This window comes from Anoxynatronum sibiricum (genome assembly GCF_039414295.1).
GTDB lineage: Bacteria > Bacillota > Clostridia > Peptostreptococcales > Tindalliaceae > Anoxynatronum > Anoxynatronum sibiricum.
Genome location: NZ_JBCITM010000007.1, coordinates 130,259 through 144,588, shown reverse-complemented (window position 1 = coordinate 144,588; position 14,330 = coordinate 130,259). Strand labels below are relative to the sequence as shown.

The window sequence follows — 14,330 nt, the reverse complement described above, 5'->3', positions numbered from 1 at the left end:
CAAACTCAATTAAAATGAAATAAGAAAGCATTTTAATAACCGAATGAAGGTCACGGGAGATCTCCGAAGTATAAGGAGAGCCGAAGAAGCAATATACCGGACTGGACCCCTGGTATAGAATCTTTCAGGCAACAGGATCGTGGCTGGACGGGACTCTGGAAAGTTCCTCAGGGAACGCCGAAGGGGCAAGGTGAAAACTGCGTCGGATGATGCCGAGCACCGTTTTCTCAGAAACTCTCAGGCCTGATAACAGAGGACATACTGACACCATCACCAAGTGATGGGTTTGTGTGTCCTTTTTTCGTGCCGGTTTGCGGGTTTTCTGTTTAATGATTCACATGAATGAGGCAGTGATTTGCGGGGTATGGTAGGGAATAGAGAGGAGGCGCGTTATGGAAGAATCAAGAAAAACACCATTGACGGACTGGCACGCAGCCAATGGCGGTAAAATGGTGGTCTATGCCGGCTGGGAAATGCCGGTGCAGTATGAGGGGCTCGTTGCGGAGCACAATGCCGTCCGCGAGCAGGCCGGGATGTTTGATGTGTCACACATGGGCGAGGTGCTGGTGGAGGGACCGGAGGCGCTGGCATATTTACAAAAGCTGCTGACCAATGATTTTTCAGCCATGGTCAACGGCGAGATTCTCTACACCATGATGTGTTACCCTAACGGAACCGTGGTGGATGATCTGCTGGTTTACCGATATGAGTCTGACCGGTACCTCTTGGTGATTAACGCCGGCAATGTGGATAAAGACGTGGTCTGGATGCAGGAGCAGGCCGCCGGATACCAGGTGAGTCTCACCAACCAGTCTTCCGAGACAGGAGAGCTGGCCCTGCAGGGACCTCTGGCAGAAGAAATCCTGCAGTCTCTGACAGACACCAATCTGTCTGAAATTGGTTTCTTCAATTTCAAAGACAACGTTGCCATTGCCGGAGTGCAGTGTTTGGTTTCCCGCACCGGATACACCGGTGAGGATGGTTTTGAGGTATACACCTCTTGGAACGAACTGGAGAAAGTCTGGGTGGCTATTATGGAAGCCGGTGCATCCAAAGGAGTCAAACCGGCTGGTTTGGGGTGCCGTGACACCCTGCGCTTTGAAGCCGGTTTACCCCTGTACGGGCATGAGATCTCCGACAGCATCACTCCGCTTGAAGCGGGACTGGGATACTTTGTCTCCCTGAAAAAAGAGGATTTCATCGGCCGGGAAGTGCTGGCTCAACAGAAAGAGCAAGGGCCGCCCCGGAAGCTGGTGGGCTTCGAACTCATTGAAAGGGGCATTGCCCGCAGTGATTATGAAGTGCTGCTTAATGGTGAAAAAATCGGCTTTGTCACCACGGGTTATTTGTCTCCCACATTGAATAAAAACGTGGGGCAGGCCCTGGTGGACAGGCAAAAAGTGACAGGTGCCGAAACGCTGGAAGTTCAGATTCGAAACAAACAGGTGAAGGCAAAAATCGTGAAACTGCCCCTTTATCGAAAGAGAACCAAGGCCCGGGGATAACTCCCAGGTTCTATCAATAAGCATCAACATCAATCAACATCAAGCAATACCAAAGGAAACCCCAAAAACATGAAAATGAGGAGGACTGAACATGAGAGTTATGAAAGACCTGCTGTTTACCAATGAGCACGAGTGGGTGGATGTACAGGGAGAGGAAGCCTATGTGGGACTGACGGAGTTCGCATCAAAAGCACTGGGAGATATTGTGTTTGTGGAACTGCCGGAAGTGGATGAAGAATACAGTGCTGGTGATTCCTTCGGAGTGGTGGAATCTGTAAAGGCTGCTGCAGACATGTACATGCCTTTGGACGGCGTTGTGACCGAAATCAACACTGAGCTGGAAGATGACCCGGGTCAGATCAATCAGTCGCCGCTGGAAAACTGGTTCCTGAAATTTAAGATCACCAACAAAAGCCAGCTGGATGAACTGATGACACCTGCTGACTACGAGCGTTTCTGTGAAGAGGAGGCATAATATGTTTCCATATATTCCCCACACCGAAGAAGATGTGAAATACATGTTGGATACGCTGGGGATGAAAGAGTTGGAAGAGCTGTTTGCCGACATCCCCAAAGAAGTGCGCCTTGGCCGGGAACTGAACCTGGAGGCACCAAAGTCAGAGCTTGAAGTGCAGCGGCTGATGAACGGTCTGGCGGGAAAAAACAAACCCACCGGCGAGCTCCTGAGTTTTCTGGGAGCCGGTGCCTATGACCATTACATTCCCACGGTGGTGAAACACATCACCGGCCGATCAGAATTCTACACCGCTTACACCCCCTATCAGGCAGAAATCAGCCAGGGGACCCTGCAGGCCATTTTTGAATTTCAGACCATGATTGCCAACCTCACTGGGATGGATCTTTCCAATGCCTCCATGTACGACGGCTCCACAGCCACGGCAGAGGCAGCCAGCATGGCGGCGGATGCCACCCGGCGCAAGGCCATTCTTATTTCAGAAACCGTGCATCCGGAAACTCGCCAGGTGCTGAACACTTACGCCCATTTCAACGGGTTGAAGGTGGAAACAGTACCGGCCTCAGCAGGTGTCACCGATCTGGAAAAAATGAAGGCGATGATCACCAAAGAAACAGCCGGTGTCATTTTACAGAATCCCAACTTCTTCGGCATTATTGAAGAGGTGGAAGAAGTCGAAAAAATGATTCACGAAGTCAAGGGCCTGCTCATTATGAATGTGGATCCCATTTCCCTGGGCATTTTGAAAGCGCCAGGAGATTTGGGCGCCGACATTGTGGTGGGTGAAGGCCATGCCATGGGAAACCCCATGAGCTACGGCGGCCCCTATCTGGGATTCATGGCGGCCACCACCAAACTGATGCGCAAGATGCCCGGCCGTATTGCCGGTCAAACCACCGATATTGAAGGCAAAACTGGCTATGTGTTAACCCTGCAGACCCGGGAACAGCATATCCGCCGAGAAAAAGCCACCTCCAACATCTGCTCCAACCAGGCGCTGAACGCCCTGGCAGCGTTGGTGTATATGTCGGTGCTGGGTAAGAAAGGCATCCAGGAAGTGGCGCGCCAGTCTTACAAAAAAGCCCATCACGCCCTGGCGGAAATCGAGAAGGTGGAAGGTTACAAGCGGGCTTTCGACAAGCCCTTCTTCAAGGAATTTGCAGTGCAGGTGCCCACATCGCCGGCGGCTGTCAATGAAGCCCTTTTGAAAGAGGGGATTCTGGGTGGCTATGAACTGGGGAAACATTACCAGGATCAACCCAACAGCCTGCTCTTCTGCGTGACGGAAAAACGCACCCTGGATGACATTCAGCGGCTGGTGAAAGGTCTGGAGGTGGCAAAAGCATGAAAGAATACACTAAATTACTGTGCGACATTACGAAGCCTGGCAGAACCGGTTATCGATTACCGCCGGATGAACTGAAGGACATGGAGGTGGAGCAGGGAATTCCCGCCGGCATGCTGCGGCAGGATGAACCCGCGCTGCCAGAGGTGAGCGAAGTGGATGTAATTCGCCATTTTGTCAACCTCTCCCAGAAGAACTTCGCCATTGACAAGGGTTTTTACCCTCTGGGTTCCTGCACCATGAAATATAATCCAAAAATCAATGAAGATATGGCGGCACTCCCCGGTTTTGCCAATTTACACCCTTATCAGCCGGAAGAAACGGTTCAGGGAGCCCTTCAGCTGATGTATGAGCTGGATGAAATGCTGGCGGAAATCACCGGGATGGAGCGGGTGACCCTTCAACCGGCAGCCGGCGCCCACGGCGAAATGACCGGTCTGATGATCATGAAGGCTTACCATGAAAGCCGTGATGACCACAAACGAACCAAAATCATTGTGCCGGATTCGGCCCATGGCACCAACCCTTCCAGCGCTCAGGTGGTGGGTTTCGATGTGGTGGAAATCAAGTCTGACAAAGACGGCAACGTGGACCTTGAAAGCCTGAAGGCTGCCCTGAGTGACGAAGTGGCAGGCTTGATGCTGACCAATCCCAGTACCCTGGGACTTTATGAAGAAAACATTCAGGAAGTGGCCCGTCTGGTTCACGAAGCCGGAGGCCTGCTGTACTATGACGGTGCCAATGCCAATGCCATTCTGGGAATTTCCCGTCCCGGAGACATGGGATTCGATGTGGTGCATCTGAACCTTCATAAAACCATGACCACCCCCCACGGCGGCGGCGGTCCCGGCAGCGGTCCCGTGGGTGTGAAGAAACACCTGGTACCCTTCCTGCCGGCACCAATGATTGAGAAAAAAGGCGATACCTACTATCTGGATGAAGACCGGCCCCAAAGCATCGGCCGTATTCGTGCCTTCTATGGCAACTTCGGCATCAATGTGCGGGCCTACACCTACATGAAAACCATGGGAGCGGAAGGGCTTAAAAGAGTGAGTCAGATGGCGGTACTGAACGCCAACTACCTGATGCATCACCTGAAGAACTACTACCGTCTCCCCATCGACCGGGTGTGCAAGCATGAATTTGTACTGGCAGGACTGGGCAAGAAAGAGCTGGAAGTCAATACCATGGATGTGGCCAAGCGCCTGCTGGATTACGGATTCCACCCGCCCACGGTCTATTTCCCTCTGATTGTGCCGGAAGCCCTCATGATCGAGCCCACAGAGACAGAAAGTCTGGAGACGCTGGATGCTTTTATTGAAGCCATGGCAGCCATTTCCAAAGAAGCCGACGAAAATCCGGAACTGCTGAAAGCAGCACCTCATGTAACCCCGGTACGCCGACTGGATGAAGTGAAGGCGGCCCGACAGCCGGTGCTGAAATGCGCCATGCCGGGAGCCTCTCAGTAGCACCACAATACCACCGAAAAAAAGATGGCGTGACACAGTATGAGTAAACGAAAAGAGTGCCGGAGAACCTCCGGCACTCTACAGGTGAGGGCAAAGAGTTTCGACTTGTCTCTGTCTTTTTTGGTTGAAGTCTGGGATTGCCGGAGAATCTCCGGCATTCTTTTTACTGCCGACGGTTTGCGAAGACGCAGCCTCATGGCAGCAAAAAGTTTTGACGGGGCGCTTTGGGTCGGTTATAATCATGCATAATAATGAATAGCCTAATGAAGATTAAACCGGATGAAGGAGCGACCACCATGATTTTTCTCAATGCGATCCAAAGTGTCCTCAGTATCATGATCATGATTGCCATCGGGTATGTGCTCACTAAAAAAGAATGGTTTGATGAGCATACCTCCGCCATGTTTTCCCGGCTGGTGATGAACATCACCCTGCCGGCGATGATGGTGGCCAACATGATGAATTTTTTCGACCGGGAACAGCTCCTGGTCATGGGAATGGGTTTCCTGATTCCCCTGGCAGGTATGCTCTTATCTTACGGGTGTGCCATGGTCACAGCAAGGCTTTTTCGGATTCCTCAAAATCAGCAGGGTGTTTTCTCCTGCATGTTTGCCATGTCCAACACCATTTTTGTGGGATTGCCGGTGAATGTGGCTCTCTTTGGAGACGTGAGCATTCCCTATGTACTGATTTACTTTGTGGCCAATACCATCATGTTCTGGACTGTGGGAGTTTACGGCATCCGGCGTGATGCCCGGGAAGAAGGCGGATTCTCACTGCAGGCGTTGCGAAAGGTATTTACACCTCCCTTTGTGGCGTTTTTGTTCGCTGCGCTGCTGATTTTACTGAACATTCCGCTGCCCCGGGTTATTTTAGATACGGCCACCACCGTGGGTCGGATCACCACCCCCCTCTCCCTGTTTTTTGTGGGAATTGTACTGGTGTCACTGCCTCTCAGCCAAATGCGGCTGAACAAGGCACTGGTGCTGGTACTGATGGGGCGGTATCTGATTTCACCACTGATGATTTATCTGTTGTTGCAATTGATACCGGTGCCCGCCATTATGCGGAATGTCTTTGTGATTCAGTCAGCCATGCCGGTGATGACCCAGGCGGTGATCGTTTCCCGGGCTTACGGGGCAGACGATCAGTTTGCGGCTCTGGGCGCCTCGGCAACCACCATCGCCAGTCTGGTGGTGATTCCCCTGTACCTGGTGCTGCTGGGTGGGGTGTAAGAAAAAACAAAGCGGCGTTTATCACTTAAAGGGAGGCAGTTTGAATGAAGAAAGAGTTGGTGATTATCGGAGCAGGTCCCGGTGGGTATGTGGCGGCCATTCGTGCAGCACAGCTGGGTGCTCAGGTAACACTTATCGAAGGAAGAGACATTGGCGGTACCTGCCTGAACCGGGGGTGCATCTCCACCAAGGCACTGTATACCAATGCCAAAAAAATTAATGAACTAAAGGAAATGGGCCACTTCGGCATTCAGCTGGAAGGGTTTACCATCGATTTCAATACCATTCAGGAACGAAAGCAGTCGGTGGTCACCCAACTGGTGTCAGGGATTGAACGGTTGCTGAAAGCCTACAAAGTGGAAATCATCAAAGGCTGGGCAACCCTTCAGGCAGATAAAACAATTGCGGTCGCCATGGAAGACGGCACCACCCAGATTCTGGAAGCGGCGCACATACTGCTGGCAGCCGGTTCCAAACCATCTGTCCTGCCGGTGGAAGGGGCCGATCTGCCGGGAGTTATCACCAGTGATGACTTGCTGAACATCGATCACGTACCCAAGCGATTGGCAGTGGCCGGCAGTGGCGTCATTGGCATTGAGCTGGCAGCTATTTTCCAGGCCATGGGATCTGAAGTAACGGTAATCTCTTCCACGCTGTTGAAGCGCATGGATGGCGAAATGGTAAAACGGGTTCAGCCCTATCTGAAAAAACAGGGGCTGAATCTGTTGCAGGATTGCCGTGTCACTGGTGTTGCCCGGGAAAATGATGTGCTGACAGTGGAGGTACGAAACAAGAAAACCGGCGAAACCGATACCGTCACCACTGATGTGCTGTTGATGGCCCCCGGCCGGGAGCCCATGCTGGGTCGTCTGGGACTTGAGGCGGCAGGAGTGGCCCATAATGCCAAAGGCATCCAGGTGAACGATAACTTTGAAACCAATGTGCCCGGTATTTACGCCATAGGAGATGCTTTGGGCGGCATGATGCTGGCCCATGTGGCCTCTCATCAGGGAATTGCAGCGGTGGAAAGAATCATGGGACACACACCGGAAATTCGGCTTGACGTAGTACCGGACTGTGTTTTCATGGATCCCCAGCTGGCAGGTGTGGGAAAAACAGAAGAAGAACTGAAAGAAGCGGGCATCCCCTATATTTCAGGCAAGTTCCTCTTTGGTGCTAATGGAAAAGCCCTGGCCATGGGTGAGACTGATGGATTTGTCAAAATACTGGCCCGAGAAGATGACCATCGGCTGCTGGGAGCCCATATCATGGGACCCCATGCTTCTGATCTGATTCATGAACTGGCCTTGGCTTTGGCCCATGACATGACCCTGGAAGATGTGGCCAACACCATTCATGCGCATCCAACCCTGGCAGAAAGTGTGCTGGAGGCGGTGCTGGCCACCAAGGGTGAAGCCATTCACAATGCGCCTCCCCGCAAACCTAAAAAGTAACAAATTACATCAGGCAGCATCCTCAGTGAACCGGCTCTCCAAAAGGGAGCCGGTAATATTTTGGTCGGAAATTAAAATAATTACAAATATGCATTGAAAATAATTACCATTTATGTTTAAATAGTCTGTGACAGGATATAAATTAAAAAGATAAACACATTCAAACACATCAGGAGGTTGAAAAAATGGCAGAGCGTCTTGTTGGCAACAAAGCCCCTTACTTTGAAATGAAATACGTGGATGGTGAAGGGGAACGGTTTGGGAAGGTATCCTTGGATGATTACAAGGGCAAATGGTTGGTCATGTTCTTCTATCCCCTTGATTTTACATTTGTTTGCCCCACTGAAATCACCGGAATCAACGGACGAATTGAAGACTTCGCCAAGGCCAACGCCGAAGTGCTGGGTGTCAGTACTGACAGTGAACATTCCCATAAGGCGTGGATTCATCAGGCGCATGATAAGGGCGGTCTTGGAAAGCTTCAGTTTCCCCTGGCCTCTGATATGACACAGAAAGTGGCGAAGGATTATGGCGTGCTGGTGGAAGAAGACGGCATTGCCCTTCGCGGTCTTTTCATAATCGACCCTGAAGGTGTGGTCCGCTACAGTGTGGTCCATGACCTGAACGTTGGTCGCAGCGTTGAGGAGACCCTTCGGGTGCTCCAGGCTCTTAAAACCGGCGGGTTGTGCCCCGTAAACTGGAACCCGGGAGATGAAATGCTGTAGTTTCGCCCAATATCGATCATATCGTTACATCGAACATATCGTTATTTTCAGTCACTCCCTTTTTGATGGACCGGCAGATCGCTGTCGGTCTTTTTTTCTTTCATTTTTGGTGGAATGTGGTAGAATAGGACACAAATCAGGAAAGACAGCCCAATGGGGGAGACACTGCTGAAAACGGTTGCAGCGAAGGGCCGTTGCACTACAGGTAACGGAGGGGAACTCATGTCATATGAACACATACCGGATGATCAACTGAGCCAGATCAGAATCGATCAAAAAGCCTTTCAACACCTGCTGGATGATAAGAAAGAATTGATTCAAAATGCCCAGATTTTCATGGACTATATCTTTTCGTTTATGCCGGAAAAAAATTTTGTGATTGTCCTGACGGATGAAAAAGCCAATATTCTGAAGGTTGCCGGCGGACAAACGCTGATGAAGCTTTGCAACGATGAAATGCGATTTTTGGAAGGTACCTGCTGGATGAAGGAAGGGGTGGGGAAAACAGCCATCTCTGAAGCCATCAGCACCGGCATGCCGTCAAAACTCTGTGGGGAAGAGCATCCAACACCGGCACATCATAACTGGTCTTGCTATGCAGCACCCATCGTGGATGCCGATGGCATGCTCCAGGGGGTGCTCTGCCTCACGGAGAATACCCGTCAGGAAAACCCCAATGCGTTGGGTATGGTGATTGCATCTGCCAAAGGCATTGAAAATCAGATTAAGAACATGGATAAAGCCATCAAACTGAAAGAACAGCTGAAATACCAAAGTGCCATTGTGGAGAACATGTCCGATGGCTTCCTCACCATCGATCAGCACGGCAAACTCACGTATATCAACCGAAAAGGCGCTGAGCTGCTGGCTCTTGATCAGCATACCTGCATTGGCAAACATGTGGGGGATCTGGTGCCCTTTAAACCCATCATTCTTGACGTGCTGGAAACAGGAAAAGGCTACACCGACCGGGAATATGTGCTTGAAAACCTGAAAGGGAAAAAAATGCACCTCCTGAAGACGGCCATGCCCATTAAGGATGAACAGGGTGAACTGGTGGGTGTCATTGACATTTTCAAAGAGATTAAACAGATTAAAAAAATGATCAACTCCATGGTGGGAGCCCAGGCCACTTTCAGTTTCGGCGATATCCTGGGAAACAGCCAGGCATTGCGGGAGTGCATTCAGAAATCAAAAGTGGCCGCCCAAAGTCTTTCCAGTGTTCTGATTCAGGGAGAAAGCGGTACTGGAAAGGAGCTCTTTGCTCATGCCATCCACCGGGAAAGCCAGCGGAGTGAAGGACCATTTGTGGCCATCAACTGTGCTGCAATCCCCAAAGAGTTGATTGAAAGCGAACTTTTTGGTTATGCTGCCGGCGCCTTTACCGGCGGCGTGAAAGGCGGCCGTCCCGGCAAGTTTGAGTTGGCTCACGGAGGCACCATTTTTCTGGATGAAATCGGCGATATGCCTCTCAATATTCAGGCGAAGCTGCTACGGGTGCTTCAGGACAAGAAAATTGTCAGGGTGGGCGGCGATACGGTATTTGATGTTGATGTGCGCATCGTTGCAGCAACCAACCGCAGCTTATACAACGATTGCACCAAGGGGTTGTTCCGGTGGGATATCTATTACCGCTTAAATGTACTCAGTATTCAGCTGCCACCCCTGCGGGAGCGGGAGTGCGATGTACGGCTGCTGGCGGAGTTCTTTGTACAGAAAATTGCAGGCCGGGAACAGAAGAAAATTGAGGGCATCGACACCCGGGTGTACGAAATGCTCAAAGGGCATCACTGGCCGGGAAATGTGCGGGAGCTGGAAAATGTGTTGGAACAGGCAGTTAACCTGTGTGATGGAGAACAGATCCTGCCAGACCATCTGCCGGCCTTCATTACCCGTGAAAATGCTTCGGTGGAAGTGAAACCCGACGTAAACTTCTATCTAAGGCCGCTTGAGGATGTTGAAAAAGAAACCATCCTCAAGGCACTTGCCTATACCAATGGGAATGTATCCCGAACTGCCAAGCTGCTGAATGTCAGTCGAAATACACTTTATAACAAAATGCAGAAGTATGATGCCGTATCAACAGTAAATGCAGGGGACTAAGGCGTTGAAACATGGAATGTGTGCTCAAAAAATGAGCACTGCTCAAATAATGCGCAAATCAAGCTGAAAAGCTTGCGGTATTAGGAAACACAGGATTATCAAGTAAAAAAACTGCTCATTTGTTGAGCAGTTTTTCAATTTGGATGACAATTAAGTGGATAAAGTCTGAGTCGGAAAAGATGCACTTCAGCAGGAACACCATTAGACAATTCGTGCAACCCTTGAAAACAGCTGTGCGTCAGATAAAGATCCTCAGACAGGAAAAACTGGCACGCCCTTTGCAGTATAGATGGTCAGGACAAACCAGTTTAAAAACTGTTCAGGAGGTGTCGGATTTGTATTCAAAGGAATTATTAGTTCACTTTTATCGCACCATGGTACGGATTCGCCGCTTTGAGGAATCCATCAGTGAATTCTCTCAAAAAGGTGAAATCCCGGGTTTTGTCCACCTCTACATTGGTGAAGAAGCCATTGCCACCGGCGTATGTGCCAATCTTACCAAAAAAGACTACATTCAGAGCACGCATCGCGGCCATGGACATACCATTGCCAAAGGTGCACAGGTGGATCGCATGATGGCAGAGCTTTTTGGCAAGAAAACCGGCTATTGCAAAGGAAAAGGCGGCTCCATGCACATTGCCGATTTCAGTGTGGGCATGCTGGGAGCCAACGGCATCGTCGGCGGGGGCTATAACATGGCCGTAGGGGCTGGACTGGCTGAGACCCTGAAAGGAACAAATAACATCTCGGTGGTGTTCTTTGGCGACGGCGCCTCCAACAGAGGCACCTTTCATGAAGCCATGAACATGGCGGCAGTATGGAAACTGCCGGTGATCTTCGTTTGTGAAAACAATGAATGGGCTTCCACCACGGCCCTCCATGAACAGACATCTGTGCAGGATATTGCTGTGAGAGCCGTTGCGTATGGCATTCCGGGATGTACTGTTGACGGCAACGATATTTTCGCCGTTTACGAAGCGGCCCAGGAAGCGGTGGAACGGGCACGCCGGGGTGAAGGACCAACCCTGCTGGAAGCCAAAACCCTGCGTATAGACGGTCACTTTGTGGGAGATCCCCAAGTGTACCGCAGCCGGGAAGACACCATGAATCGATTCAAGGCAAACGATCCCATCACACGATTCGAAGAAAAAGCAGTGCAGGACCAACTGCTGACAGAAGCAGAACTGAAAGCCATCAGGGATGAAGTGGAACAGGAGATTCAGGAAGCCATCACCTTTGCGCTGGAAAGTCCTTTTCCCGATGTTTCAGAACTCTATACGGATCTATACGTATAACAGGAGGGTACAGGATGAAAACGATAACCTTTTCACAGGCCACCCTGGAGGCCATGCAGGAAGAAATGCGACGGGATCAAACCGTCTTTGTCATGGGAGAAGATATTGCCAAACAGGGAGGCATCTTCGGACAGTTTAAAGGACTTCCTGAAGAATTCGGTCATGACCGGGTGCGGGATACTCCTATTTCTGAGACGGCCATCGTTGGGGCTGCCGTCGGAGCGGCTCTGGCGGGAACACGGCCGGTGGCAGACATGCACTTTGCAGATTTCATTGGTGTTTGCATGGATGAAGTCTTTAATCAAATGGCAAAAATCCGCTACATGTTTGGCGGCCAGACATCGGTTCCCATGGTATTGCGGGCCCCCGACGGGCTGGTTCGTTCAGCAGCGGCACAGCACTCCCAGAGCGTGGAATCCTGGTTTCTCCACATTCCTGGACTGAAAGTGGTGGCACCCTCCAATCCGGCAGATGCCAAAGGGCTTCTCAAAGCTGCCATTCGGGACGACAACCCGGTCTTGTACTTTGAAAACAAAGACCTTTTCCGCCAGAGCGGTGAAGTACCTGAGGATGAAGACTTTCTGGTGCCCATCGGCAAAGCGAATGTGGTGAAGCAAGGCAAAGATGTCACCATTGTTTCCTACTCCATTATGATGAAAAATGCCATGGAAACCGCCGAAATACTGGCCAAGGATGGCATTGACGCTGAAGTCATTGATTTGCGCACCATTTCACCCATCGACAGGGAAACCATCCTCACATCAGTGAGTAAAACCCACCGCCTGTTGATTGCCCATGAAGCCGTGAAAATTGGCGGGGTGGGTGCTGAGATCTCAGCCATGGTGGCAGAAGAAGCCATTGATCAGCTGGATGCCCCCATTGTCCGTGTGGGTGCCAAGTATACCCCCGTGCCATTCAGCCCCACGCTGGAGGCGGCTTATCGCCCCACTACGGCAGAAATGGTGGCAGGCATAAAAGGAATGTTCTAGGAACTGAAGCGCTGATGAACCTGAAGAGCATGGCTCAGACCTGTCGCAACGGCAGGTCTGTCATGATAAACAAAAAAAGAGAATGAAGGAGGAGAAAGAATGAAAAAGAAGTTGGTACTTGTATTGGCATTGCTAATGTTGGTGAGCCTTTTTGCCACTGCCTGTGGGCAGTCAACACCCGCTCCAGCTCCAGCTCCAGAACCGGCAGCAGAAGGCAGTGAACCGGCAGCAGCCCCTGAGGTTGATTTTCCGGAAATGACCCTGCGCATGAGCGTCACCACTTCAGATGTGGGCTCCTGGTACATGGGCGGCATGAAAATGGCTGAAATTGTCAGCGAGCGCACCGGTGGCAAAGTAAATATTGAAGTGTACCCCAACGAACAGCTTTCTGGTGGCAACCAGGGGGTTGGTATTGAACAGGTGCAGCAGGGCGTGACTGACATGTCCTTCCACTCCACCATCATTTACTCCATCATGGACCCCAAATTCAGCGTGGTCTCCATGCCCTGGATCATTCCCAACATCAGTGACATGGATCAGGCCATGGCCGGTGAACCGGGGGAAGCCATCAAAGACATCGTTCGAAGCAAAGGCATTGAACCTTTGGCCTTTGGTGAAAACGGTTACCGCCAGCTGACCACCAATCGCCGAGCTGTTAGAACCCCGGCGGATATGAGCGGTATGAAAATCCGTATCCCCGGTATTCAAATGTACATTGACCTGTTTCAGGCACTGGGAGCCGACCCAACAGCCATGAACTTTGCAGAAGTGTTCACCGCTCTTCAGCAGGGAACCATCGACGGTCAGGAGAACCCACTGCCGGTCATTACCACCAATAGACTCTATGAAGTACAGGATTATGTGACCCTGTGGAACTACTCCTATGACCCGCTGGTTATCGGTATCAACATGAACAAGTTCAACTCTTTCAGCCCGGAACTGCAGCAGATCTTCCGTGAAGCTGCAGCAGAAGCAGCTGCTTACCAGATCGATCTGAACCGTCAGGAAGAAGCAGAAGCCATTGCCTTCCTGGAAGAGCAGGGCATGGAAGTCATTGAACTGACAGATGAAGAAGTGGCTGCTTTCCGTGACCTGATGGCACCGGTTTATGAAAAATATGAACCCATCATTGGTGAAGACCTGATGAACCTGTTCCTGAACTTCTAAGAAACATCAGCAACTGATTCGTATGTAACCCTTATAACGTTACAGCAGCGGTCTGCCATTGGCAGACCGCACTGTAACATGGAGGTGCCATCATGATCAAGTATTATAATCAACTGGAACGTGTGGCCAAACTGATCCTAATTTTAAGTCTGGCAGTGATGGCCATTATTAATATTGCCAATGTGGTGTCCCGCTATCTTCTCAGCACCTCTTTGGCCTATACAGAAGAGTTGGTCACCAATCTTTTTGTTTACAACACCTTTATTGGAGCCAGTGTGGCCGCCCGAAAGGGAGCCCATCTGGGTATGCCCATCATTTATGACCGACTTAACGAAAAAAACCAGCGGTGGATGATGTTCGGCGTGGCACTGTTGTCAGCGGCCCTGTTCCTGGTACTGCTGCGATTTGGCTTCACCATGGCCCGGGACCAGTTCAACTTTGGTCAGCGAACCCCTGCACTGGGACTGCCCGCCTGGATCTTTGGCGCAGCTATTCCCATTGGTGGTCTGTTTATGGCAGCGGCCTTTTTAGTGGGCGGCTATGAAACTCTGAAAGGAAAGAGGTGATC

12 protein-coding genes and 2 riboswitches are annotated in these 14,330 nt (G+C 50.9%); all 12 genes read left to right on the top strand.

Annotated elements, in window-relative coordinates; translation table 11 throughout:
- Positions 1 to 43: 43 nt before the first annotated feature.
- A riboswitch (glycine riboswitch) is annotated at positions 44 to 150 on the top strand.
- A 3-nt stretch (positions 151 to 153) separates the two neighbouring features.
- Positions 154 to 255, top strand: a riboswitch (glycine riboswitch).
- A 137-nt stretch (positions 256 to 392) separates the two neighbouring features.
- The 12 genes from gcvT to AAIG11_RS08750 all read left to right on the top strand — a co-directional run bounded on the left by gcvT (position 393) and on the right by AAIG11_RS08750 (position 14,328).
- Positions 393 to 1,505 (top strand): glycine cleavage system aminomethyltransferase GcvT, encoded by a 1,113-nt coding sequence (gcvT, locus tag AAIG11_RS08805; RefSeq protein ID WP_343185871.1) that lies wholly within the window; start codon positions 393 to 395, stop codon positions 1,503 to 1,505.
- A 91-nt stretch (positions 1,506 to 1,596) separates the two neighbouring features.
- On the top strand, positions 1,597 to 1,980 hold the full coding sequence (gene gcvH, locus AAIG11_RS08800; RefSeq protein WP_283409601.1) for a glycine cleavage system protein GcvH: 384 nt from the start codon (positions 1,597 to 1,599) through the stop codon (positions 1,978 to 1,980).
- Between the two features lies 1 nt (position 1,981).
- Positions 1,982 to 3,328, top strand: a complete 1,347-nt coding sequence (gcvPA, locus tag AAIG11_RS08795) for an aminomethyl-transferring glycine dehydrogenase subunit GcvPA (protein ID WP_343185870.1) — start codon at positions 1,982 to 1,984, stop codon at positions 3,326 to 3,328.
- A complete protein-coding gene (gcvPB, locus tag AAIG11_RS08790; RefSeq protein ID WP_343185869.1) occupies positions 3,325 to 4,794 on the top strand; it encodes an aminomethyl-transferring glycine dehydrogenase subunit GcvPB in 1,470 nt (489 codons plus the stop codon). Before gcvPA ends, gcvPB begins: the two co-directional genes overlap by 4 nt.
- Positions 4,795 to 5,090: 296 nt before the next feature.
- Entirely contained in the window at positions 5,091 to 6,029 is a 939-nt protein-coding gene (locus AAIG11_RS08785) for an AEC family transporter (RefSeq protein ID WP_343185868.1), read from the top strand.
- Positions 6,030 to 6,073: 44 nt separating this feature from the next.
- Positions 6,074 to 7,483 carry a dihydrolipoyl dehydrogenase gene (gene lpdA / locus AAIG11_RS08780; RefSeq protein ID WP_343185867.1) on the top strand — a complete coding sequence of 470 codons (1,410 nt, stop codon included), beginning with the start codon at positions 6,074 to 6,076 and terminating at the stop codon, positions 7,481 to 7,483.
- A gap of 185 nt (positions 7,484 to 7,668) precedes the next feature.
- On the top strand, positions 7,669 to 8,208 hold the full coding sequence (locus AAIG11_RS08775; protein WP_343185866.1) for a peroxiredoxin: 540 nt from the start codon (positions 7,669 to 7,671) through the stop codon (positions 8,206 to 8,208).
- A gap of 222 nt (positions 8,209 to 8,430) precedes the next feature.
- Positions 8,431 to 10,311 (top strand): sigma-54 interaction domain-containing protein, encoded by a 1,881-nt coding sequence (locus AAIG11_RS08770; RefSeq protein ID WP_343185865.1) that lies wholly within the window; start codon positions 8,431 to 8,433, stop codon positions 10,309 to 10,311.
- 374 nt (positions 10,312 to 10,685) lie between these two features.
- Positions 10,686 to 11,606, top strand: a complete 921-nt coding sequence (locus AAIG11_RS08765; protein ID WP_343185919.1) for a thiamine pyrophosphate-dependent dehydrogenase E1 component subunit alpha — start codon at positions 10,686 to 10,688, stop codon at positions 11,604 to 11,606.
- A 14-nt stretch (positions 11,607 to 11,620) separates the two neighbouring features.
- Entirely contained in the window at positions 11,621 to 12,595 is a 975-nt protein-coding gene (locus AAIG11_RS08760; protein ID WP_343185864.1) for an alpha-ketoacid dehydrogenase subunit beta, read from the top strand.
- Positions 12,596 to 12,694: 99 nt separating this feature from the next.
- Positions 12,695 to 13,762 (top strand): DctP family TRAP transporter solute-binding subunit, encoded by a 1,068-nt coding sequence (locus AAIG11_RS08755; RefSeq protein ID WP_343185863.1) that lies wholly within the window; start codon positions 12,695 to 12,697, stop codon positions 13,760 to 13,762.
- 92 nt (positions 13,763 to 13,854) lie between these two features.
- Positions 13,855 to 14,328 carry a TRAP transporter small permease gene (locus AAIG11_RS08750; RefSeq protein WP_343185862.1) on the top strand — a complete coding sequence of 158 codons (474 nt, stop codon included), beginning with the start codon at positions 13,855 to 13,857 and terminating at the stop codon, positions 14,326 to 14,328.
- Positions 14,329 to 14,330 lie beyond the last annotated feature (2 nt).